At 62.3% G+C, this 23,172-nt stretch carries 24 protein-coding genes; 11 read left to right on the forward strand and 13 right to left on the reverse strand.

Annotated features, from left to right (window positions below):
• Positions 1–98: 98 nt before the first annotated feature.
• Positions 99–1,967 (reverse strand): ABC transporter ATP-binding protein, encoded by a 1,869-nt coding sequence (locus tag ACK6D9_RS19515; protein ID WP_412049776.1) that lies wholly within the window; start codon positions 1,965–1,967, stop codon positions 99–101.
• 55 nt (positions 1,968–2,022) lie between these two features.
• Positions 2,023–3,870, reverse strand: coding sequence for an ABC transporter ATP-binding protein (locus tag ACK6D9_RS19520; RefSeq protein ID WP_267653622.1), 1,848 nt, complete (start codon positions 3,868–3,870; stop codon positions 2,023–2,025).
• A 244-nt stretch (positions 3,871–4,114) separates the two neighbouring features.
• On the opposite strand from ACK6D9_RS19520, the gene ACK6D9_RS19525 reads away from it, so the two are divergent.
• Positions 4,115–4,582 carry a tRNA (cytidine(34)-2'-O)-methyltransferase gene (locus ACK6D9_RS19525; RefSeq protein WP_322990562.1) on the forward strand — a complete coding sequence of 156 codons (468 nt, stop codon included), beginning with the start codon at positions 4,115–4,117 and terminating at the stop codon, positions 4,580–4,582.
• Positions 4,583–4,594: 12 nt separating this feature from the next.
• Here ACK6D9_RS19525 and ACK6D9_RS19530 read toward each other — a convergent pair whose 3' ends face one another.
• Positions 4,595–4,978 (reverse strand): VOC family protein, encoded by a 384-nt coding sequence (locus ACK6D9_RS19530; protein WP_412049777.1) that lies wholly within the window; start codon positions 4,976–4,978, stop codon positions 4,595–4,597.
• A 91-nt stretch (positions 4,979–5,069) separates the two neighbouring features.
• On the opposite strand from ACK6D9_RS19530, the gene soxR reads away from it, so the two are divergent.
• Complete coding sequence (gene soxR, locus ACK6D9_RS19535) at positions 5,070–5,546, forward strand: redox-sensitive transcriptional activator SoxR (RefSeq protein ID WP_412049778.1); 477 nt, start codon at positions 5,070–5,072, stop codon at positions 5,544–5,546.
• A gap of 156 nt (positions 5,547–5,702) precedes the next feature.
• Positions 5,703–6,188 (forward strand): hypothetical protein, encoded by a 486-nt coding sequence (locus ACK6D9_RS19540; RefSeq protein ID WP_322990839.1) that lies wholly within the window; start codon positions 5,703–5,705, stop codon positions 6,186–6,188.
• Between the two features lie 70 nt (positions 6,189–6,258).
• Here the strand turns inward: ACK6D9_RS19540 and ACK6D9_RS19545 are convergent, their stop codons facing one another.
• The gene (locus ACK6D9_RS19545; RefSeq protein ID WP_267653626.1) at positions 6,259–6,519 is read right to left on the reverse strand and encodes a hypothetical protein; all 261 of its coding nucleotides are present in this window, start codon (positions 6,517–6,519) and stop codon (positions 6,259–6,261) included.
• Between the two features lie 213 nt (positions 6,520–6,732).
• Between ACK6D9_RS19545 and hemF the strand changes: the two genes are divergently transcribed.
• Positions 6,733–7,644: an oxygen-dependent coproporphyrinogen oxidase gene (gene hemF / locus ACK6D9_RS19550; protein ID WP_412049779.1), complete on the forward strand. Its 912-nt coding sequence runs from the start codon at positions 6,733–6,735 to the stop codon at positions 7,642–7,644.
• A 140-nt stretch (positions 7,645–7,784) separates the two neighbouring features.
• Here the strand turns inward: hemF and ACK6D9_RS19555 are convergent, their stop codons facing one another.
• Positions 7,785–8,567 (reverse strand): inositol monophosphatase family protein, encoded by a 783-nt coding sequence (locus tag ACK6D9_RS19555; RefSeq protein WP_412049780.1) that lies wholly within the window; start codon positions 8,565–8,567, stop codon positions 7,785–7,787.
• A 201-nt stretch (positions 8,568–8,768) separates the two neighbouring features.
• On the opposite strand from ACK6D9_RS19555, the gene ACK6D9_RS19560 reads away from it, so the two are divergent.
• Positions 8,769–8,954, forward strand: coding sequence for a DUF1059 domain-containing protein (locus ACK6D9_RS19560; protein WP_322990842.1), 186 nt, complete (start codon positions 8,769–8,771; stop codon positions 8,952–8,954).
• Positions 8,955–9,013: 59 nt separating this feature from the next.
• On the opposite strand, the gene ACK6D9_RS19565 is transcribed toward ACK6D9_RS19560, so the two are convergent.
• The 3 genes from ACK6D9_RS19565 to ACK6D9_RS19575 are packed head-to-tail and all read right to left on the reverse strand — an operon-like array spanning position 9,014 to position 11,546.
• Complete coding sequence (locus ACK6D9_RS19565; RefSeq protein WP_412049781.1) at positions 9,014–10,273, reverse strand: CCA tRNA nucleotidyltransferase; 1,260 nt, start codon at positions 10,271–10,273, stop codon at positions 9,014–9,016.
• Entirely contained in the window at positions 10,270–10,908 is a 639-nt protein-coding gene (locus ACK6D9_RS19570) for a CoA pyrophosphatase (protein WP_412051851.1), read from the reverse strand. The genes ACK6D9_RS19565 and ACK6D9_RS19570 overlap by 4 nt, the downstream gene beginning before the upstream one ends.
• A gap of 17 nt (positions 10,909–10,925) precedes the next feature.
• Positions 10,926–11,546, reverse strand: coding sequence for a DUF1285 domain-containing protein (locus ACK6D9_RS19575; protein WP_322988680.1), 621 nt, complete (start codon positions 11,544–11,546; stop codon positions 10,926–10,928).
• A 116-nt stretch (positions 11,547–11,662) separates the two neighbouring features.
• Here ACK6D9_RS19575 and ACK6D9_RS19580 point away from each other — a divergent pair, with 116 nt between their 5' ends.
• From ACK6D9_RS19580 to ACK6D9_RS19595, 4 genes are read left to right on the forward strand one after another with little or no spacing between them, the layout of a single operon-like run.
• On the forward strand, positions 11,663–12,676 hold the full coding sequence (locus ACK6D9_RS19580) for a MoxR family ATPase (RefSeq protein ID WP_322988681.1): 1,014 nt from the start codon (positions 11,663–11,665) through the stop codon (positions 12,674–12,676).
• Between the two features lie 4 nt (positions 12,677–12,680).
• Positions 12,681–13,598, forward strand: coding sequence for a DUF58 domain-containing protein (locus tag ACK6D9_RS19585; protein ID WP_412049782.1), 918 nt, complete (start codon positions 12,681–12,683; stop codon positions 13,596–13,598).
• The gene (locus tag ACK6D9_RS19590) at positions 13,595–16,405 is read left to right on the forward strand and encodes a DUF4159 domain-containing protein (protein ID WP_412049783.1); all 2,811 of its coding nucleotides are present in this window, start codon (positions 13,595–13,597) and stop codon (positions 16,403–16,405) included. The genes ACK6D9_RS19585 and ACK6D9_RS19590 overlap by 4 nt, the downstream gene beginning before the upstream one ends.
• A 1-nt stretch (position 16,406) precedes the next feature.
• Positions 16,407–18,470, forward strand: coding sequence for a hypothetical protein (locus ACK6D9_RS19595; protein WP_412049784.1), 2,064 nt, complete (start codon positions 16,407–16,409; stop codon positions 18,468–18,470).
• A gap of 23 nt (positions 18,471–18,493) precedes the next feature.
• Here the strand turns inward: ACK6D9_RS19595 and ACK6D9_RS19600 are convergent, their stop codons facing one another.
• Both ACK6D9_RS19600 and ACK6D9_RS19605 read right to left on the reverse strand, forming a co-directional pair.
• The gene (locus tag ACK6D9_RS19600; protein ID WP_412049785.1) at positions 18,494–19,000 is read right to left on the reverse strand and encodes a GNAT family N-acetyltransferase; all 507 of its coding nucleotides are present in this window, start codon (positions 18,998–19,000) and stop codon (positions 18,494–18,496) included.
• Between the two features lie 5 nt (positions 19,001–19,005).
• Positions 19,006–19,230, reverse strand: coding sequence for a hypothetical protein (locus ACK6D9_RS19605; RefSeq protein WP_412049786.1), 225 nt, complete (start codon positions 19,228–19,230; stop codon positions 19,006–19,008).
• On the opposite strand from ACK6D9_RS19605, the gene ACK6D9_RS19610 reads away from it, so the two are divergent.
• Positions 19,229–20,218, forward strand: a complete 990-nt coding sequence (locus ACK6D9_RS19610; protein WP_412049787.1) for a glutathione S-transferase family protein — start codon at positions 19,229–19,231, stop codon at positions 20,216–20,218. The genes ACK6D9_RS19605 and ACK6D9_RS19610 overlap by 2 nt on opposite strands.
• A gap of 128 nt (positions 20,219–20,346) precedes the next feature.
• Complete coding sequence (locus ACK6D9_RS19615) at positions 20,347–20,736, forward strand: DUF302 domain-containing protein (protein WP_412049788.1); 390 nt, start codon at positions 20,347–20,349, stop codon at positions 20,734–20,736.
• 84 nt (positions 20,737–20,820) lie between these two features.
• Here the strand turns inward: ACK6D9_RS19615 and ACK6D9_RS19620 are convergent, their stop codons facing one another.
• The 3 genes from ACK6D9_RS19620 to ACK6D9_RS19630 all read right to left on the reverse strand — a co-directional run bounded on the left by ACK6D9_RS19620 (position 20,821) and on the right by ACK6D9_RS19630 (position 23,172).
• The gene (locus ACK6D9_RS19620) at positions 20,821–21,582 is read right to left on the reverse strand and encodes an ABC transporter permease (protein WP_322988688.1); all 762 of its coding nucleotides are present in this window, start codon (positions 21,580–21,582) and stop codon (positions 20,821–20,823) included.
• Positions 21,579–22,505, reverse strand: a complete 927-nt coding sequence (locus tag ACK6D9_RS19625) for an ABC transporter ATP-binding protein (RefSeq protein ID WP_412049789.1) — start codon at positions 22,503–22,505, stop codon at positions 21,579–21,581. Before ACK6D9_RS19625 ends, ACK6D9_RS19620 begins: the two co-directional genes overlap by 4 nt.
• Positions 22,506–22,707: 202 nt before the next feature.
• Positions 22,708–23,172, reverse strand: a complete 465-nt coding sequence (locus tag ACK6D9_RS19630; RefSeq protein ID WP_412051852.1) for an NUDIX domain-containing protein — start codon at positions 23,170–23,172, stop codon at positions 22,708–22,710.

Below are 23,172 nucleotides of genomic sequence, written 5' to 3' on the forward strand. Positions count from 1 at the left end.
CGGAATTCTGTCAATCGCGCGGTTTCTAAGCGGGTTGAACCGAGAAGTCCAGACCGGACGGAGCGAGAAGGACACAATGTCGCTAGAAATTCGTTCGCCTATTCCGCCGCTTCGTCAACTCCGATGAATCCACCCGACTGCCTTGCCCACAAATCGGCGTAAAGCCCGCCCTGCGCAATCAGTTCGCCATGCGTGCCCACTTCGATGATCCGGCCTTCATCCATCACCACCAACCGGTCCATCCGGGCGATGGTCGACAGCCTGTGGGCGATGGCGATGACGGTTTTTCCTTCCATCAGCTCATCGAGATTCTCCTGAATCGCTGCTTCAACCTCCGAATCAAGTGCAGAGGTTGCTTCATCCAGCACCAGAATCGGCGCGTCCTTGAGCATCACCCGGGCAATGGCGATGCGCTGGCGCTGGCCGCCGGAGAGTTTGACGCCGCGGTCACCGACATGCGCATCAAGCCCTGTGCGGCCGCGCTGGTCCGACAGCTTTTCGATGAAATCCAGCGCCTCGGCCCGGCGCGCTGCTTCCTTGATCTCCTCGTCATCGGCGTCGGGACGTCCAAACACGATGTTTTCGCGAATCGATCTGTGCAGCAGCGAGGTATCCTGGGTCACCATGCCGATCGCCTGGCGCAGTGATTCCTGAGTGACGACGGCAATATCCTGTCCGTCGATTTCAATCCGCCCGGACCGCAATTCGTAAAACCTCAGCAGCAGATTGACGAAGGTCGATTTGCCCGCGCCGGAGCGCCCGACCAGCCCCAGTTTTTCGCCCGGCCTGATGCTCAGCGACAAATCATTGATCACTGGCAGCTTCGGGTCATAACTGAAGCTGGCATGATCGAAGCGGATCCCGGCGCGATCGATCTCAAGCTCGGCAGCATCTTCGCGGTCGGTCAGGGCAATCGGACGCGCCACCAGTTCGGCCGAATTCTGCACCGTGCCGAGATTGCGCATCAGGCTGTTGAGCTGGGTCATCATCCGCCCCAGCAGCATATTGAGCCTGAGCACCAGAGACAGCGTGAAGGCCACCGCCCCGACCGAGATGGCACTGGACAGCCACAGATCGATCGAAAACGCGGCAATCGCCGCGATCATCAGCCCCGACAGCAACGCCAGTGCGGCGCGCACCCCGGTCAAATGCCGGGTAAAGGGCAGGATGGCGGCGATGAACTGATCGAACCCGGCCCGGATATAACGGTCATTGTCGGCTTCACGGGCATAGAGCTTGAGCGTCTGGATGTTGGAATAACTGTCAGTCAACCGCCCGGTCAGCATTGCCGAAGCTTCGGCGCTGGCACGGGCATGGCGACGAATGCGCGGCACGAAATAACGCGCCAGCACCGCAAATGCTGCAATCCACACCAGCACCAGCGCCGACAGCCGCCAGTCAAGCTGCGCCACCAGCGCCATGGTAGTGGCGGTGTAGATGAAGATGAACCACACCACCTGCAAAAGCGACACCATGAAATCGCCGGTCGCCTGCCCCGCCGACCAGACCTTGGTGACGATGCGGCCGGCAAAATCGTTTTGGAAGAAGCTCAGATCCTGCCGCGACACATGCGCATGCGCCTGCCAGCGCACCAGATTGTAAAAACCCGGCACCACCGTCTGCTCCTCGACCAGAGCCGCGACAGTGACGACGACAAACCGCGCCAGTACGACCACGAACAGCATGAAGGCGAGCGTCGGCCCATGCGCGCCTATCAATCCCTCCCAGCCGGTCGAAGGATCGGCGGCATCGAGCACGTCGACCAGCCGGCCGACAAAATAGAACAGTGCCGCCTCAAGCAGCGCCACCAGACCACCAAGCGCCAGCATGGCGGCAAACGCCCCCTTGGCCTGGCTGACATAATAGCTCAGGAACTTCACCGTCGACGCCGGTGGCCGGTAGCTCTGGCGCCGGGCAAAGGGGTCGATCCAGTGCTCGAACAGGTTGAGGATGGGTCGGAAAATCATGCCGGCAACAATAGTGCGCGCTTGCGTTTTGGCAATCTCCCCGGCGCCCGAAGCGTCACTCTGCCGCCGCTTCTTCGGCCGCGTCGATGAAGCCGCCCGATTGCCGCGCCCACAGATCGGCATAGATCCCGCCCGAGACGATCAAATCCTCATGCACCCCGGTTTCGACAATCTCGCCCGCATCAAGCACCACCAGCCGATCCATCTGGGCAATCGTTGACAGCCGGTGCGCAATGGCGATCACCGTCTTGTTTTCCATCAGCGCGAACAGGTTGTCTTGGATTGCCGATTCGACTTCCGAATCGAGCGCCGAGGTCGCCTCGTCGAGCACCAGGATCGGGGCATCCTTGAGAAACACCCGGGCAATGGCGATACGCTGACGCTGACCACCGGACAGCTTGACCCCGCGTTCACCGACATGGGCGTCGAGCCCGGTGCGGCCGGCGAGGTCCTCCAGTCCGGCGATGAATTCAAGCGCATTGGCCTTGCGTGCCGCCTCGAGGATCTCCGCTTCGCTGGCTTCGGGGCGGCCATAGGCGATGTTCTCGCGCACAGACCGGTGCAGCAGTGACGTATCCTGGCTCACCATGCCGACCTGGGCACGCAGGCTGTCCTGGCTGACCTCGGAAATGTCCTGGCCATCGATCAGCACCCGACCGGATTCCAGATTGTAAAATCTGAGCAGCAGATTGACGAGCGTCGTCTTGCCGGCGCCGGAGCGGCCGACCAGCCCGATCTTCTCACCGGGCTTGATCGAGAGCGACAGGTTTTCGATCACGCCGCTCTGCTTGCCATAGTGAAACCGGACATTCTCGAACGAGATCGCTCCCTTCTTGGCGACGATGGCGCCGGCGCCCGGGCTGTCGACTACCTCATGCGGCTTGATCATCATGCCCATGCCGTCCTGGACAACGCCGATATTCTCAAAGAAGCCTGACACTTCCCACATGATCCACTGCGACATGCCGTTGACCCTGAGCGAGAGCCCGATGACGATGGCAATCGAGCCGACCGAGACAATGCCTGTGAGCCAGAAGCCGATCGACATCGCCGAGACCACGAACACCAGAACCGAATTGTTGAAATAGATCAGCGACTGGAACAGCGTCACCTGGCGCATCTGCCGGTGCACGGTCTGCAGGAACATATCCATGCTTTCCTGGGCATAGGCCTCCTCGCGCCCGGCATGGGAGAACAGCTTGACCGTCGAGATATTGGTGTAGCTGTCGACCACCCGGCCGGTCATCGCCGAGCGGGCATCGGCCTGATCGGTCGAAATCCGCTTCAGTTTCGGCACAAAATGCACAATCAGGCCGATATAGACCGCCAGCCAGAACAGCAACGGCAGCACCAGCCGCCACTCGGCGCTGGCCACCATGCCTATCATGGCGATGAAATAGACCGAGACATAGACGAACACATCCAACAGCTTCATCACCGCTTCGCGGATCGACAGCGACGTCTGCATCACCTTGGTGGCGACCCGGCCGGCAAACTCGTTGGAGAAGAAATTCAGGCTCTGGCGCAGCAGGTATCGGTGCATCTGCCAGCGCGCGATCATCGGGAAATTGCCCAGCAGCGTCTGGTGGATGATCAGCGAGTGCAACAGCACCGTTACCGGAAGGGCGATCAGCACGATCCCGCCCATCAGCATCAGCCGACCGGATTCACGCTCGATAAAGCCCTGCGGATCGGAATTGGCGAGCCAGTCGACGATTGACCCGAGAAACCCGAACAGCATGACCTCGCCGATCGAGATCAGCGCGGTCAATATGCCCATCGCAATCAACCACGGCGCGGCATCACGGGAATAATGCCAGCAAAAAGCCACCAGCCCTTCAGGCGGCGCCGTCGGCGGGGCGGCGGGGTACGGATTCAGTTGCCGTTCAAACCATGCAAACATAAGCGTATCCTGCAGGCGGCCACGCCGCGCAAATTCAAGTGAAGACCGAACACCCGGCGCATGGCACGCCATACACAACCAAGCATTCGGTCAGGATTGGGCCGTCCGGTCGCTGATGTCAGCGTGACGGGGACGGGCGCAGCATGATTCCACGCAGGAATCGCAAAGCGTCTATTTACACGCTTGCGCGACCGCACGAAAGACACCCCTTCAAGCGCGCGCAAAGCTGTGACATGAAAGCGACATGACCAAACCGCTTATCGCCCTGTATCAACCCGACATTCCCGGCAACACCGGCGCCATCCTGCGACTGGGCGCCTGCATGGGCATCGACATCCATATCATCGGGCCGCCGGGCTTCGATCTTTCCGACCGGTCGCTCAAGCGCGCCGGCATGGATTACATCGAAATGGCGACGCTGACCCGCCACGATGGCTGGGAGGAATTCGAGATCTGGCGCAAGGCCGAGGCTCGGCGGCTGGTGCTGATGACTACCAAGTCCGCCACGCCCTATATCGATGAGACCGGCCCGACCCTGGGCGAGCGCGATATCGTGCTGTTTGGCCGCGAAAGCGCCGGCGTGCCGGAAAAAGTCCACGACGCCGCTGATGTGCGCCTGACCATTCCAATGATCGAGGGTCGTCGCAGCCTCAACCTCGCCATGAGCGTGGCGATGATGGCCGGCGAGATCACCCGCCGGTTTGGTTTGTAACCCACCAGCGCCTCAGTCATAGTTGACGATCTCAAACTCGATGTCGTTCTCGTCGTTGAAATAGAAACGCCTGCCCGGCTCGTAATCGGCGTGGTTGAATGGCGTGTAGCCAATCGCCTTGACCCTTGCCTCCACCGCATCGAGATCATCAACGACGATGCCGACATGGTTGAGATTGGCCACCTCGCCACGCGGATTGTCGTGACGGGGCCGTGGTGCTTCCGGCGTGTAGATCGCCAGATAGTTATCATCGGTGCCGACATGGATCGACAGCCCGCCATTGCTTGCCGGCCCCTGCCAGCGAATTTTCCAGCCAAACAGATCGCACATCCATTTGGCGGTGGCCGGCGCGTCCGCGACATTGAAATTGACATGTTCGAGGAATGACTGGGCCATGGGGTTTCTCCTTTTCCCGTAAGGATTGCCTGTGATGAAGCCCATGCTACTTTCTCAAGTGAACTTGAGGTCAAGAGGTTTTTTTCAGATCATGCCGAATCCATCCAGACAGGGATTGTTGACAATCGGCGAGGTTGCCAGCCGCACCGGTCTCGCCGTCTCCGCCATCCGCTATTATGACGATCAGGGTCTGGTCGCGGCGCGCCGCACACCGGGTGGGAAGCGCATGTTCATCCGCTCCGACATCCGTCGCTTGTCGTTCATCCTGGTCGCCCAGCAAATGGGTTTTTCGCTTGAGGAGATCCGCATCCAATTGAAGCAATTGCCGCTGGAGCGCACCCCGACAAAACGCGACTGGGAGAAGATCAGCCGCGGCTTTCGCAGCCATCTCGACGCGCGCATCGCCATGCTCGAGCGGTTGCGCGACCGGCTCGACGGCTGCATCGGATGCGGCTGCCTCTCGCTCGAAGCCTGCAAACTCTACAATCCCGGCGACCGAATGCGCGAGACCGGCACCGGCCCGCGGCTGGTGCTGCAGGAAAGTGTCCGCAGTAACGATCCCCAATAGGACTATGCGCTCGCGGCTGGGTGCGGGGCATCGAGCCAAAAATTGCATCGGTATGCGGGCGACAACATCGCCCGATTTCAGTTGTTAAATTTGAGTTTACAGCCGTCGAAATCAGGAGGATAGTTCCGCGTTAGGCAGACAATTTGGGAGCTTGTTATGGTTTTCGGTATGACGCCTTTCACCCTGTTCCATGTCCTTCTCAGCCTGATAGGAATCGCCTCCGGTCTTGTAGTGCTTTATGGCTGGCTGCAGTCGCAGCGGATGCCCGGCTGGACCGCCATCTTCCTGTTTACCACCATCGCCACCACGCTCACCGGCTTTCTGTTCCCGTTCAAGGGATTCACGCCGGCCATTGACGTCGGCATCATCTCAACCGTCATCCTCATCGTCGCACTGGTTGCTTTGTATCACTACCATCTCGCGGGCCACTGGCGGACGATCTTCATCATCAGTGCCATGGCAGCGCTCTATTTCAACTGCTTTGTGCTGGTGGTGCAGGCATTCGTGAAGATACCAGCCTTGCATTCGCTGGCGCCGAATGGATCCGAACCTCCATTTGCGGTCACCCAGGCAGTCGTGCTGATCGGTTTTCTGGCTGCCGGCTACATGGCTGTCAGACGATACCACCCAGTTACCGCTTGATGCCGGATTTATTGTAGACCGCAGGATGGCGACAGCACAATTATGGCCGGGCGCCCGAGCCGACAGCGTTTCAATCCGCCGTTGGCAGCCGCCGCATGGTGAATTCAATCTGGTCGTCGGGAAGCGGACGCCAGCTCTCGACTTCGGTCCAGTAGGCAGCCTTGGGCCATGTCGAAAACCATTCCCGCGCCTTCTCCCGCGCCTCGCCCCGGCTCAGCCGATAGGTCTCGCGCACGAACCCGCCGGATGTGCCGGCGGATTTCTCCTTGCGCGCCCTGGCAATCTCGCGGCGCAGGCCTTCAAGCGGCGGGCGTTGTTGAAACCGGCTCACGTTCTCTCCTTGCTGAGCCAAATTTAGCGCAAAACCAGCGTGACGGCGAGTCCCTTGCCACACCACGCCGGGATCAGCCGGAACCGTCAACCGCCGAGCCTGGCACCTTGTCCTCGATGGACCGGCACAATTTTGACGGTTGCGTCAGTCTGGCTAGGTTACAACGTCTCGACGCTGCTGCTATGAGGTTGTGACTGCTAGCGAGGACTTTGTATGCAACGCCCCAATTTACCGGTCGGACTCCCCGACGACATCGAAGACAAGAAGAACAAGGCCCGCAGCTGGTTTGAACGCCTGCGCGACCAGATCTGCGCCGGTTTCGAGACCCTCGAGGACGAGACTGACCATCCACAGTGTCTGGGCGAGGCCGGTCGCTTTGAACGCACCCCGTGGCTGCGCGACGAGGGCGCCGGCGGCGGCGGCACGATGTCGATCCTCAAGGGGCGGCTGTTTGAAAAAGCCGGCGTGCATACCTCGACCGTGCATGGCGAGTTCTCGCCTGAATTCCGCAAGCAGATCCCCGGCGCAGAGGAAGACCCCCGGTTCTGGGCGTCGGGCATTTCACTGATTGCCCACCCGACCAATCCGCACGTGCCGACGGTGCACATGAACACCCGCATGGTGGTGACCTCGAGCCACTGGTTTGGCGGCGGCGCCGACCTGACCCCGGTGCTCGACAACCGCCGCACCCAGACCGATCCGGACACACAGCTGTTTCACCGCGCCATGGAAATTGCCTGTTCCCGCCACGCCGTGGCCGATTACCCGCGCTACAAGGACTGGTGCGACGAGTATTTCTTCCTGCCCCATCGCAACGAGGCCCGCGGCATTGGCGGCATTTTCTACGACTGGCTGCACAGCAACGCGGAGGCCGGCGGCTGGGACGCTGATCTGGCCTTTACCCAGGATGTGGGACGCGCCTTCAATGTGGTCTATCCGAAAATCGTCCGCGCCAATTTCAACAAGCCCTGGTCCGACGCGGAACGCACCGAGCAACTCATCCGCCGCGGCCGCTATGTCGAATTCAATCTGCTCTATGATCGCGGCACCATTTTCGGCCTGAAGACCGGCGGCAATGTCAGCTCGATCCTGTCTTCACTGCCACCTGTGGTGATGTATCCGTAGGTCTGCTGGCCGGCAAATTCAGACAAAACTGCAAGAATTGCTGCCTCGGCAAATGCGGATTTGCCGAGGCCCACGTACAATCTCAACTATATCAATGGCTTTTTCGACCGTGCGCCGGTGCTGATCCCAGCTCAGTCGAACTAAAAACTGGCCTTTGCGATTTCCTGGATCTCGTCGAACGTGTTCGGGCCGCCGGCGATCACCACCGTTCCGCCATCGAGACTGGTGGCCGGGTCGGGTTTGACGATGGTGCCGCCCGCCTCTTCGATCATCAGCAGGCCGGCAACGCAGTCCCAGGAATTCATGTGTTCCTCGACATAGCCGAGCAACCGTCCGGCGGCGACATAGGCGAGCATCAGCGCGCCCGAGGCGTTGCGGAAGAACACCCCGCCGCGTTTGATCACCATCGCCACCATGGTCGCAGCCGCCATCGCCGGAGCCCTGCCTGAAAAACCGATCCCTATCGAGCCCTGGTCGATATCGCCAGTCTGGACGACGCGCATCGGCTTGCCGTTGACGCAGGCGCCACCGCCCTTGGATGCCGTAAACATCTCTCCCGAGGAAGGTTCAAAAATCACCCCGACCACTGCGGCGCCGTCCCTGGCGCAGGCGATCGCCACGCACCATTGCGGGATTCCACGGACGAAATTGGCGGTGCCGTCGATCGGGTCGATAACCCAGTCATAGCCGCTGGTCCCGGTCTTGCGACCGTGCTCTTCGCCGACAATCCCGTCATCGGGCCAGCGCTCGTTGATGGCGTCGCGGATCAGGGTTTCGGTGTCCTTGTCGGCATTCGACACGAGATCCTGGTGGCCCTTGCTCTCGATCACCAGCGCGTCGATCGCCTGAAAATGGGTTCTGGCGAAAGCGCCCGCCTTCCGGGCAAGCTCGGTGGCGAAGTCCAGTCTGTCTTGGTACTGCAAGGGGAAATCCGATCAGAATTGAAAGCCGAAACACGATTCTATGCCAACCATGCCGGACTGGCCAGCCCGTCGGGAGACTGCAAGCGGCGCCGCGGGAGGTGCAAATTCGGGCTATTCATGCTATCATCGGCTCTCGCCCGCCGTGCCAACACGCGGCCGGCGAAGCATTGGTGTTCGACTTTACAAAAGGAGGATGTAACCATGAAGACATTCCACTGCGGATCCCTCGTTCCCGGCTGCAACTGGCACACCCGCGCCGACAGCGAAGCCGAGATTGTCTCCCGCGTCGTCGATCATCTGCGCCAGTCCCACGGCGAAACCACGATCCGGCCATCCATGGTCGAACAGATCAAGCAACGGATGAGCGACGAGCAGAACGCCGCTTAAATCCGGGGGGTCTTCACTTTGCCCTCCCTCCCCTTATGCAAGGTGAATGGCCCCCGATTTCAATTGTCGGGGGCAACCTCTGAAAGCAGCGCGTCCTTGCTCAGCATAAAATTGCTGGCCACCCATTTATCTTCGAGCTCTGACAATCGCGCGCCCATCTCCGGGCCCGGTACAACGCCCCGATCAATCAGGTCTGCGCCCGACACAGGAAACACCGGCCGCTCCCACGCCAACGCGCGGGCCAGATGACGGCTATGGCCGGCGGCCTCCGTCAGCGCTGCCGGATCGCTATCCGCGCGGGCCCTGGCAGAGATCAGCGACAATCGGATGCGGTCGCCCAGCGGTTTGCCACCATGACGGTAGAGCAGCCGGTCGAGCGCGGTGATTGCCAGCGTCGGCTGCAGCGCCGGTGCTTCGGCCCATCGGACCAGCCGCTCGGTCTCCGCACGTGACATTTTCAGCCGCGCGGCAAGCGCCTGTACCCGCTTAACATCCGGCGGGATGATAGCCATCAGTCGCAGCATCGGATCGGGCTCCCAGCCCAGCGCAGTCTCGGTAGCGGTCAGCCCGGCAATCGAATCGATGCCCCATTTTTCAGTTTCCGGCAGCACTGCCGTCAACACGCCGGTCTGGCGCATCCACAACAGTGCCCGGCCCGGATCAGCGGCCTTGAGCAGCGCCTTCAATTCCTTCCACACCCGCTCGGCGGAGAGCTTGTCGAGATGGCCCTTGGCGCGGGCGCAGGCCTTCAGCGCCGCCGCATCGGGACGACCGGCGCCGTAATGGGCGAAAAAGCGGAAATAGCGCAGCACCCGCAGATAATCTTCTGCAATCCGCGCGTCGGCATCGCCAATGAAACGCACCGTGCGGCTTTCGATATCCGCAAGCCCGCCAACCAGATCGATGATTGTGCCGGACTGGTCAGCGTAAAGCGCGTTGATGGTAAAATCGCGCCGCTCCGCATCGACCTGCCAGTCACGCCCGAATGTCACCTTGGCGCGGCGCCCGTCGGTCTCCGCATCATGGCGCAGCGTGGTGATCTCGAACCCCTGCCCGTCGATCACCAGCGTTACCGTGCCATGATCAATACCCGTCGGCACTGAACGGATGCCTGCCTCCTTCGCTCGCGCCACCACCTGCTCGGGCGGCCAACTAGTGGCAAGATCGATATCGGTGACCGACTGGCCCATCAGCGCGTTGCGCACCGCCCCGCCAACCACCCGCACCTCTTCGCCGTCCTGGTTGAGAAGCGCGAATATCCGGATCAGCGCCGGATCCTGGAACCAGCTCTCGGTGGCGACGCTTGCAGCATTGCTCATGCGTAAAGCCTTTCATACATGGTGCGGATAATCCCGGCGGTAACGCCCCAGATGTTGTGCTCGCCGTAGGGCATGACGAAATAATGCCGCTCCAGGCCCTCCCAGACACGACTTTCGCGCCGGTGGTTGGCCGGGTCCATCAGAAACGACAGCGGCGTTTCAAACACCGCGGCGACTTCGGCCGGATTGAGCGTCAGCGAATAGCCCGGCTGCACCACCGCCAGCACCGGCGTGATGCGAAAACCGGTGGTGGTCAGGTAGACCGGCAACCGCCCGACCGGCTCGACAAAGCGGCGATCAAGACCGATTTCCTCCTCGGCCTCGCGCATTGCGGCGATCTCGGCGCTGCCGTCTTCCGGATCAAACGAGCCCCCCGGAAACGCCACCTGGCCCGAATGCTGGCGCATGCTCGCGGAACGGCGGGTCAGGATCACCCGTGCCTCGGGGCCGCCTTCGGTTACCGGCACCAGCACCGCAGCCTCGCGTGGCTTGGTGCCGACCAGTTTCGAGACCAGATCGGGATTGAGCACATGATCGCCATGCCCCAGATGCGCGGGCTCCAGCCCGAACGCATGATCGGGGTCGTGGGTGCGGGCGCGCTCGCGAAATTCCTGCGCATCAAACCGCAGCGGCATGGCGGGGGCGACATGGTTCAAATCCCGGCCTCCAGTTCGGCCATCGGCATCACCGGGAACGTCGCGCCGCCAGAGCGGATCGCAAACATCTCGACGCCGTCGATCTCGACCGGCTCTCCAAGTGCCAGCAGATCATAGGTCACCGCCCGGTTAACCAGCGCTTCGAGCCGTCCGCGCACCAACAGATAGGGCTTGAGCTGTTCGGTCTCCCCGAGCGTCACGAATCGCAGCGGATTATCTGGCCCGGCGCGCACCACATCGCCGACATTGGTGCGGAATGTAAGCACCGGGCCATCGTCATTCTGCTCGACGGTCATCTCGACAGCCACGAATGGCGCGTCGACGACACGAATTCCGATCTTTTCCACAGGCGTGATCAGATAGGTCTTGCCGTCCTCGTCCTGACGCAGAACTGTTGAGAAAAGCCGCACCAGCGCCGGGCGGCCGATCGGCGTACCCATGTAGAACCAGGAGCCATCGGCCCTGATTTCCATGTCGATATCGCCGCAATAGTCCGGATTCCAGCGTTCAATCGGCGGCAAACTGTCCTTTCCCGCATTGCGGTCGGCCTGGGCGCGCGAAATCAGCGCCGCCAAACCTGCAGCATCTGTTTTCGCGGTAGTCCTTGTTTTTGCCATTGTCCTGTCCAGCTATGGTTAGAGCTAACCAGATAGTCAACCTGACGGCCCTTGTCAGCCTTTCAGCGTAGAATAAGCTGTCTCTAAGCCCGGAAGACGAACACGCGGAGATTCCCATGGGACGTATCGACACCAGCACGCAGCCGATCGACGAGAAGGCTGTGGTCGCTGCCGCCGAGCAGGCGCTGGCCGATATCTCGGCGGTACGCGAGGCCGTCTCGGAGGTTATTTTCGGCCAGCAAGCCGTTGTCGAGCAAACCCTGCTGGCCGTGCTCTCGGGCGGCCACGCGTTGCTGGTCGGGGTGCCGGGACTGGCCAAGACCAAGCTGGTAACAACGCTCGGCACCGTCCTCGGGCTGTCCTCGAACCGCGTCCAATTCACCCCCGACCTGATGCCATCCGACATTCTCGGTTCCGAAGTCATGGACCAGGACGAGGCCGGACGCCGATCGTTCCGCTTCGTTCCCGGCCCGATCTTCACGCAATTGCTGATGGCCGATGAAATCAACCGCGCCTCGCCGCGCACCCAGTCTGCGCTGCTGCAGGCAATGCAGGAATACCACATCACCGTCGCCGGCGCCGCCCATGATCTGCCGCGGCCGTTCCATGTACTGGCAACCCAGAACCCGCTCGAGCAGGAAGGCACCTACCCGCTGCCCGAAGCCCAGCTTGACCGGTTCCTGATGCAGGTCGATGTCCCCTACCCGGAAATGGCAGCTGAACGACAGATCCTCTTGGAGACCACCGGCGCCCGCGAAGCACAGCCGCGTGCGGCGATCACCATGCAGCGGCTCGCCGAAATCCAGGCACTGATCCGCCAGATGCCGGTGCCTGAATCGGTGGTCGACGCCATTCTCGAACTGGTCCGCGCTGCCCGCCCCGGCCATGGCAATGCCCGCATCGATGAGACCGTATCCTGGGGCCCCGGCCCGCGCGCAGGCCAGGCGATGATGCTGTGTGCCCGCGCCCGCGCGCTCTATGATGGCCGGCTGGCCCCCTCCATCGATGATGTCAGGGCGCTGGCCGAGCCGATCCTGCAGCACCGCATGGCGCTCAGTTTCGCGGCGCGCGCCGAGGGCATCGGCATTCGCGACGTCATCGCCGGCCTCGTCGCCTCGAAAGCCGGGTGAGCCTATGGCCCCGATCGGCCAGATGACCCAACCCACGGCGCGGATCGACGCGCTCGCCCGCGCCCGACAGCGTGCGGCCTTGCTGCCCGATTGCCTGGCCGAGGCGCGGCGTGTCGCCAACACCGTGATTGCCGGCTGGCACGGCCGGCGCAAACGCGGCATTGGCGAGACCTTCTGGCAGTTCCGGCCTTATGTCGACGGCGAATCGCTCTCCCGCATCGACTGGCGACGTTCGGCCCGCGACGATCATCTTTATGTCCGTGACCGCGAATGGGAAGCCGCCCATACCATTTGGCTCTGGGCCGACCGCTCGCCCTCGATGCTGTTCAAATCCGAGACCGCGCTGGTCGCCAAGGAAAGCCGTGCGCTGGTGCTGATGCTGGCGCTGGCCGAGATCCTGTCGCGCTCGGGCGAACGCATCGGCTGTCCCGGGGTAATGGAGCCGGTGGCCTCGCGCAATGCCGCAGAACGGCTGGCGCTGGCGCTGGCGCACGCCGCGCAACAGACCACGTTGCCCGATCTAACCCAGGTCGGGCGGATGAGCGATGTCGTGCTGATCAGCGATTTTCTCGATGAGACCGGAACGCTTGAAAAGGCCATCGGTCCGGCCGCGCGCCGCGGCATCCGTGGCCACGCCATCGAAATTTCCGACCCGGCCGAAGAGATCTTTCCCTATGCCGGCCGCACCGAGTTCCGCGACCCCGAAACCGGCCAGAAACTGGTTGCCGGCCGCGCAGAAAATATTGCTGCCGACTATCGTCGCGCCTGGCTTGCCCGTCGCGATGCGCTGGCCCAGGGCGTCCGCCGGCTCGGCTGGAGCTATCTGTCGCACCGCACCGACCGCCCGGCTTCGGAAGCGCTCGCCGCCGCCCACGGGCAACTGTCGGGCAACCCCACTCCGAAAAAGGCGCCCACGCCATGATCGCCGGCCTGCCCATTGCCTTTGGTGCTCCGGCGATCCTGTTCGGGCTGCTTGCGCTGCCGGTGATCTGGTGGCTGCTGCGGCTGACCCCGCCGCGCCCGGCAGCCGAACCCTTCGCGCCGCTGGCGATACTGGCGCGCGTGCTCAAGCCCGAGCAGACACCGTCGCGCAGCCCCTGGTGGCTGACTGCGCTGCGCCTGCTGATTGCCGCCCTGGTAATCCTGGCGTTGGCCGAACCGGTGCTCAATCCGCGTGACCGGGCACTGAGCGCCGACGGGCCGCTGGCGCTGCTCATCGACAATGACTGGGCCAGCGCGCCGGACTGGGAAGCCCGCACAAACGTCGCCGAAGACCTGATCAACGAGGCCGAAGCCCGCGAGCTGCCGGTGTCGATCGTCTTTACCGCCGAGCGGCGTCACGACGCCACGCCGACCAGTGTTGCCCGCGCACGAGAGCAATTGCGCGCCGCCGAACCGCGGCCGCTTAGGTCCGACCGCGACAGCGCCACAATCGCGCTCGCAACAGCCCTGGGCGACACCCGCCCCGGCACCGTCGCGTTCCTCACCGATGGCATCGACAGCGCCGGCACCGCCGAAGCGTTGACCCGGCTGGCAGATCTTCAACCCACAGCCCTGCGCGTGATCGGCGCCGACGGTGCGACCGCTCTTATCCTGACCAGTGCTGACAATGGCGCCGACACGCTGATAATCGAGGCAAGCCGGCTCGACACCGGTGTGGCCGCCAGCTACCGGCTGGTGGCGCGCGACAGCAAGGGACGGGAAATCGCCACCGGGCCGCTCGCATTCGAACCCGGACAGGGCAGCGCCAGCGGCGCCATCGCCGCACCATTTGAAATCCGCAATGACATCGCCCGGATTGACATTGCTGGCTACGACACCGCCGGCTCGGCGCGTTTGCTCGACGACAGTTTTCGCCGCCGCCGGGTGGCACTGATCTCAGGCGAGGCCGCCGATATCGCCCAGCCGCTGCTCTCGCCGCTCTATTACATCGAACGCGCGCTCTCGCCCTATGCCGACCTGATCGAGGCCGACAGCGCCGATATGGCCACCGCCGTTCCCAAACTCATCGACCAAGCCCCGGCGGTCATTGTCATGGCCGATATCGGTGTTCTGCCCGATGACGTCACCGGACCACTGACGGAATGGATTGAGCGCGGCGGCACGCTGATCCGTTTTGCCGGTCCGCGTCTGGCTGCAGCCCCCGCCGACGATGCGCTTGCGCCAGTCAAATTGCGCACCGGCGAACGCCAGCTCGGCGGCGCGCTATCGTGGATCGAACCGCAACCGCTGGCCGATTATCCCGCAACAAGCCCCTTCGCCGGGCTGCCGACGCCGCGCGATGTCACCGTCAGCCGTCAGGTGCTGGCCGAACCTTCGGCCGACCTTGCCGACCGGACCTGGGCCAGCCTTGCCGATGGCACGCCGCTGGTCACCGCCGCCGACCGTGGCGCCGGCCGCATCGTGCTGTTCCATGTCACCGCCGAAGCCGGCTGGTCGACTTTGCCGATTTCCGGCCATTTCGTCGACATGCTGCGCCGCGTGGTGCAACTATCGCGCGCCGTCTCCGGCGGCGGCGAAGCCGCCTCAGGCATCCTGCCGCCTTGGCGGTTGCTCAACGCCGACGCCGCCCTGGTTCCCGCAAGCGGCGACGCTAAACCGCTCGACCTTGGCACCGTCACAACGATTCAGGCCGGCCATGACAACCCGCCGGGGCTTTATGGCAGCGAGGACGGGTTTTATGCGCTCAACCTGTTCACCCCAGGCGAAACCCTTCAACCGGTGCAGATTCCTGACCTGTCGATTCCCGTCGACCGGGTGCCTATTGCCGGCGACAGCTCGGTCGATTTCCGGCCGTGGCTGTTCGGCGCGGCACTGATCGCGCTCATGGCCGATACATTGATCGTACTGGTGCTCAGTGGTGGTTTCCGCCGTCGCGGCCTCAGAGCCTCTGCAGCGGCGTCCGCCCTGCTGCTCGTCTTCGGCCTCGCCGCCGCGATGGCGCTGGGGTCGGGCGGCGCCCGAGCCCAAGATTCCCAGCCCGGCGACGCCGAACTGATCGACAGTCTGGAAAGCACCCGGCTTGCCTTTGTGCTGACGGGCGACGCTGAAGCCGACCGGACCAGCCGTTCGGGACTCGACAGCCTGTCGCGCTATCTGGCGCAACGCACCGCGCTTGAGCCGGGCACCGCCGTCGGCGTCAATATCGAAACCGACCAGCTGGCACTCTATCCGTTGATCTACTGGCCGATGAGCGAGGATGCCGATTTCCCCTCGCCCGCCGCCATCAGCCGCATCGACGCCTACATGAAAAACGGCGGCACCGTGCTGTTCGATACCCGCGACCAGATCACCGATCTCGGTGGCGGCTCCAGCGCGCTGACCGTGCGGATGCAGCAGATCTTGTCCGATCTCGATATTCCGCCACTTGAGCCGGTGCCGGCCGACCATGTGCTGACCAAGTCTTTCTTCCTGCTCGTTACATTTCCCGGCCGCTACGCCGACGGGCCATTGTGGGTGGAAGCGATCCCGCAGTCCAACGACCCGACAACCCGCCCGGCTCGCGCCGGCGATGGCGTGTCGTCGATCCTGATCACCGGCAATGACATGGCCGCCGCCTGGGCCGAGGACGAGCGCGGCTATCCGCTCTATGCCACCGTGCCGCAGGATCCCTGGCAGCGCGAATTTGCGTTTCGCGCCGGCGTCAACATCGTCATGTACATGCTGACCGGCAACTACAAGGCCGATCAGGTGCACATCCCGGCGCTGCTCGAACGGTTGGGGCAATGACATGAGCCTGGCTTTCTCCCCGCTGCTGCCGCTGCCCTTGATCCTTGCCATGGCGATCGTCGCCGTGCTGCTAATCGGCTGGGCGCTGTTCAGGCGCATGCGCGGGGCCTTGCTCCGCGCATTGGCGCTCGCAGCCCTGGTGCTGGCGCTGGCCAATCCGGTGGCCAATTTCGAGGACCGCGAACCGGTCTCGAGCGTCGTCGCCATCGTTGTCGACCGCAGCCCGAGCCAGATCAGCCTTGACCGCACCGCGCGCACCGATGCGGCACTGAAGGCGCTGACCGACCGGCTTGCCCGCTACCCCGCGTTTGAAACCCGGATCATCGCAGCTGTCACCGATCCCGACGCGCAATCGCCCTCCACCCGCCTGTTCGAGGCGTTAGCGTCCGGCATCCGAGATGTGCCCAGCTCCCGGCTTGCCGGCGCGGTGATGATCACCGACGGCCAGGTCCATGACATCCCCGGTTCGATTTCAGCCCTCGGGCTCGACGCACCGTTGCACGCACTGATCGTCGGCGATGAAAACGAAATCGACCGCCGCGTCGAGGTGGTGCGCAGCCCGCGCTTCGGCATCGTCGGCGAAGACCAGGAAATCATCTATCGTGTCAGCGAGGACGGCGCCTCGGGCGGCTCCGCACCGGTGGCCGTCAGCGTGCGGATCAATGGCAAGCAGATCGCCACCGAGGCCGCCACTCCGGGCCAGGAAGCATCATTCTATCTCAATCTGCCACGCGGCGGCGAGAACATCATCGAGTTTTCCGTCGATGTCATCGATGATGAAGTCACGCCGGCAAACAACCGTGCCGTGGCGCTGATCGAAGGCATTCGCGAAAACCTCCGTGTGCTGCTGGTCTCCGGTGAACCCCATGCAGGCGAGCGCGCCTGGCGCAACCTGCTCAAATCCGACGCCTCTGTCGATCTGGTGCATTTCACCATTTTGCGTCCCCCCGAAAAGCAGGACGGCACGCCGATCGCTGAACTGTCGCTGATTGCATTTCCGACCCGCGAACTGTTTGTCGAGAAGATCGACGAATTCGACCTGATCATTTTCGACCGATACCAGAACCGCGGCGTGCTGCCAGTGCTCTATTACGATTACATCGCCCGCTATGTCGAAGACGGCGGCGCGCTGCTGATCGCCGCCGGGCCCGAATATGCTGGCCTCGGCTCGATAGCCGAAACTCCGCTGGCGCCCGCTCTGCCGGCACTGCCGACCGGCGAAGTCACCAAAGCCGGATTTTACCCGCGACTGTCGGATGCCGGCAAGCGTCACCCGGTGACCCGCGATCTGCCCGGCGGCGCCTCCGAGCCCCCCGGCTGGGGCCGCTGGTTCCGCACAATTGCCGTGCACGATACGGTCGGTGACGAGGTGATGCGCGGCGCCGATGGTGAGCCGCTGCTGATCCTCAACCGCCATGGCGATGGCCGTGTGGCGATGCTGTTGTCCGATCAGGGCTGGCTCTGGGCCCGCGGCTTCGAGGGTGGCGGACCGCATGTCGCGCTTTACCGCCGCATCGCTCACTGGCTGATGAAGGAGCCCTCGCTCGAGGAAGAAGCGCTGCGCGCCACAGCGCTTGGCCGCAAGCTGACAATCGAGCGCCAGACCATGGCCGACACCACCGGCCCCGTTACCGTGAAGCTTCCATCCGGCGCGGTGCGCGACGTGGTTCTCGCGCCATCGGGCGACGGGCTGTTCAGTGCCGAACTGACACTGGAGGAACCAGGACTGGTTGAAGTCTCCGCCGGCGATTTGTCGGCACTCGCCCATGTCGGCGCCGTCGATGCGCCCGAATTCCGCGCCACAGTCTCCACCACCGAGGCACTCGCGCCGCTTTCCGCGCTCAGCGGCGGCCTGACCGTGCGCGTCGATGCATCTGCCAGCGATCTGCCGCAAATATTGCCGGTCCGTTCCTCCAGCATCAATGCCGGCGACCGCATGGGCCTGCGCGCCAGCAATGAAAGCGTGCTCAAGGGCGTACGGTCTCTGCCGCTATTTGCGGGGTTCCTCGGGCTTGCACTGATGATTCTGGCGCTTGGCGCCACCTGGTTCCGGGAAGGCCGCTAAGCCGTTCGCGCGACCTGGCCGCCCTACCCGCGGTCGCGATGCCGGATTTCACCCTTCAGCACCGCAGCCTCGACATCACCGAAACAGGCAGCGAGCAGACGCCGCGGGTCGAACGGACCCGGCATCTCAAGCGCACCCGGGGTCGTGGGTGCAAACCCGAGCGGTCCATAGTAAGGCGGATCGCCAATCAGCAGCGTCACCTGGCTTGCGCTGTTTTGCGCCGCCGCCAGCGCGATCCGCACCAGTTCGCGGCCAATACCGAGGTTCTTGTAGGATGGACGCACCGCCAGCGGCCCAAGCAGATGACCGGCAACATGCCCGGCAAACACCGGCGTCATCCGCACCGAGGCAATGATCTCGCCCTTGTCGGCGGCGACGAAGGAGATGCCACGGTCATGTGGCCCCTGTTCGCGAACCCGTTCGGCGGCGCGCACGAAGCGGCCGGGCCCGAAAGCCTCTTGATTGATGAGGTCGATAGCCGCGTCGTAAGACGGGTCTTCGGCAAGAAAGACGAGATCATGGCAGGGCATGGGCATTATCCGGAAACAGACGACAAGACATAAGGCAGCGCCCGCAATAAGCGCGGGTGAGGTCTTTTCAGCGTCGTCGCAAAGCCGTGGCGGGCATCCGGTTTTCCTTCTGGTGGTTCGCCCATAGCAAAGCAATTCATCGTCGTCCAATGCAAAACGCACCGTTCACCTTCATTTCCTTCGCTTTTGGCTGTTGCCGTCTTATGTCTTGGGCAAAGGAGAATGCTCATGGGTATGCTGGTAGATGGCGTCTGGAAGGACGTCTGGTACGACACGAAATCAACAGGCGGCCATTTTAAGCGCAAGCAGGCCTCGTTCCGCAACTGGGTAACAGCCGACGGCGCACCGGGCCCGTCGGGTACCGGTGGTTTCGCCGCCGAGGCCGGCCGTTATCACCTCTATGTTTCACTCGCCTGCCCGTGGGCGCACCGGACGTTGATTTTCCGCAAGCTCAAGGGGTTGGAAGATGCGATATCGGTATCGGTTGTTGATCCGCACATGGCCGAGAACGGCTGGGAATTCCACGACCGCGACGGCGGCACCAGCGATCATCTCGGCAACGTCGATTTTCTCTGGCAGGTCTATGTCGCCGCAGATCCTGGTTATACCGGTCGCGTGACGGTGCCAACGCTGTGGGACAAGAAGACCAAAACCATCGTTTCCAACGAATCCTCCGAAATCATCCGCATGCTGAATTCGGCCTTCGACGCCATCGCCAAGCCAGCGCCGGATTTCTATCCGCAGGCGCTCAGGACTGAAATCGACGAGATCAACGAGACCGTCTACCACAAGGTCAACAACGGCGTTTACAAGGCGGGCTTCGCCACCACCCAGCAAGCCTATGAGGTGCACGTCAACGAGTTGTTCGAGACGCTCGACATTCTCGACGAGCGGCTTCAGGCGCACCGCTATCTGGTCGGCGACACGTTGACGGAAGCCGATTGGCGGCTGTTTACGACGCTGGTGCGTTTCGATCCGGTCTATGTCGGCCATTTCAAATGCAACATCCGCCGTATTGCCGATTATCCGGCGCTTTCGGGCTATCTGCGCGAGCTCTATCAGATGCCCGGCATCGCCGAGACCGTGAACATGGATCACATCAAGAACCATTATTACGGTAGCCACAACACCATCAACCCGACCGGCATCGTCCCCGTCGGCCCAAAGCTCGATCTGAACGCCCCGCATGGCCGTGACACGCTGAAAAAGGCAGCCTGAGCAATGGGCTGCAGCGTCGCGCACTCAACTAGCTCCGCGACGCTGTAGGCACGGCCATGCATTGATATATAAATAAACACACATATATAGGATTATGCCCCATCACCGGGAAGCCAAGGAGACAGCGCATGTCCTATACAATTGACCGAACATTCAAGGATTCAGGATTCGACGCCATCACCGAGCGAACCCGGGCTGCACTAGCAAAAAATGGTTTCGGCGTGCTGACCGAAATCGATGTTGCCGCAACCATGAAGAAGAAGCTCGACACCGACATGCCGCCCTATCTCATTCTCGGCGCCTGTAATCCGAAAATGGCTTATGAGGCGATCGGCATCGAGCCGCGGATCGGCGCCATGTTGCCCTGCAACGTCATCATCCGCGACACAGGCGCGGGCGAAATCACCGTCAGCGCAGTCGATCCGGTAGCCTCCATGCAGGCTGTCGGCAACCAGCGTCTGACCGAGGTCGCGGGCGAAGTCCGCGCCATGCTCCAAACGGTTATACGCAACGTGTAGGACACCTTGGCGGGAGCGTTGGTCCGGTGGCCTGCGCTCTCCGCAATTTGCCAGTGACCCGGCTTGCGCGGTGACCTGCCCGGATCAGCTTCTGATCTTGAAGCCGGTCTTGAAGGTCCACCAGATAATGCCGAGACAGGTGAACATGAACAGCGCGATCATCGCCAGGCTGATGCCGATATTGACATCGGCAGTGCCGTAGAAACTCCAGCGGAAACCGGAAATCAGGTAGACCACCGGATTGAACAGCGTCACCGTCTGCCACAATGGCGGCAGCATCGAGATCGAATAGAAACTGCCGCCGAGAAACACCAGCGGCGTGATCACCAGCAGCGGCACCATCTGCAACTGCTCGAAATTCTTTGACCAAAGCCCGATGATGAAGCCGAACAGGCTGAACGAGATCGAGGTCAGCGCCAGAAACGCAATCATCGCGCCGGGATGCATGATCTCGAATGGAACGAAGAACGCAGCCGTCAGCAACGTCACCAGACCGATCAGCAGCGCCTTGGAAGCTGCGGCCCCCACATAGCCCATCACGATCTCCAGATAGGAAATAGGTGCGGTATGGACCTCGTAGATCGAACCGATGAATTTCGGGAAATAGATCCCGAACGAGGCGTTGGAAATGCTCTGGGTCAGCACCGACAGCATGATCAGGCCAGGCACGATGAATGCGCCGTAGCTGACGCCGTCGACTTCCTCGATACGCGAGCCGATGGCCGCACCGAAGACAATGAAATACAGCGACGTCGACAGCACTGGCGAAATCAGGCTCTGTGACAGGGTGCGGAAGAACCGCTTCATCTCGAAAGAATAGATGGAACTGACGGCTCTGAAATTCATGATTTGTCCTCCACCAGCCCGACAAAGATGTCTTCAAGCGAGCTCTCGCGTGTCTGCACATCACGCAGGATGATGCCGGCCTTGCCGAAATCGGCAAACAGCGATGCAATTCCGGTACGCTCGCCATTGGCTTCGTAGGAATAGATCAATGTCTGCTCTTCGGCCGAGTATTCGAGGTTGTAGCGGCTCAGCGCTTCCGGGATGACATCGAGCGACTGCATCAGTTCCACCCGCATCTGCCGTTTGCCCATGCGCTGCATCAACAGATCCTTTTCCTCCACCAAGAGCAATTCGCCGCTGCGGATAACCCCGACCCGGTCCGCAATCGCCTCGGCCTCGTCGATGTAATGGGTGGTCAGGATGATGGTGACACCGTCATCCTTGAGCTGGCGCACCACCTCCCACATCTCCTTGCGCAATTCGACATCGACGCCGGCCGTCGGCTCGTCGAGAAACAGCACCCGCGGCTCGTGACACAGCGCCTTGGCGATCAGCACGCGCCGCTTCATGCCGCCCGACAGTTCCATGGTCTTGGCGTCGCGCTTGTCCCATAGCGACAGTTTTTCGAGGATGCTTCTGAGCAGCGCCGGATCCTTGGGTTTTCCGAACAAACCGCGGGTAAAGCGCAGCCCGTCAATCACGCTCTGGAACGGTTCAAGCGCGATTTCCTGCGGCACCAGCCCGATCAGCGAGCGCGCCTGCCGAAAATCCTTGACCACATCGAAGCCGCCGACCGTGGCCGTGCCGGAACTGGCGTTGACCAGCCCGCAGATGATCGAGATCAGCGTCGTCTTGCCCGCACCATTGGGGCCGAGCAGGGCCAGAATTTCGCCTTCCTCGATGTCGAGGCTGACGTTTTTCAGCGCCTGAAAGCCGCCATCATAGTGCTTGGAAAGATTTTGAATCGACAGGATGCTTGCCATGGTCTTCTTCTCAAAAACAGATTGGGCCGGAAGTGCAATGCGCCCGTAGCGGTGGGAATTCACTAAAAAACAACAATCGCAGGCCCGGCAAAGGTAAGCCTGTTCCTGCTGCATTCAAGGGTAGTGGCGCCAAAGCGCAGCGCGGCGGAACTTCGATGGGCGTCATTTCAGACGCAGCTCGGCCTTTAACCTGAGGCCGAATTTACCATTCATCACTCACGGCCTGGTCGCCAGACAATTCTGCCAGTCGCCGCCGGGTCGCAGCCGTCACGCCCGCAGGCAGACCGTCCAGCGGGAAAAATCCGGCCTCGAGAATTTCCCGGTCGGCCAGCTTCGGCGCAGTCTGGCGCACCCGGCAACGGTAAAATGCGACATGGTCGCGGACACTGGTGCGGCGGTTGAAATAGACCGCAAACAGCTCGGGCTCTCCAACAACCTGCAGATTGCCCTCTTCGCGCAGTTCCTTTTCCAGCGCCTGAGCCAGCGTTTCGCCGCGCTCGACCCCGCCACCCGGCATGTGCCAGCCGGGCACATAGGAATGACGCACCAGAAACACCCGGCCCTGATCGTCAAACGCGGCGGCGCGAACGCCAAGCGTCATGCCGCGCGAGAGCGCAAACCAGACATGCAGCACCCGGGTGACAAGTCTGGCCTTCCAGTTGCGCAT

Origin of the sequence: Hoeflea sp. Naph1 (genome assembly GCF_046837775.1) — a bacterium.
Taxonomy (GTDB): Bacteria; Pseudomonadota; Alphaproteobacteria; order Rhizobiales; family Rhizobiaceae; genus Hoeflea.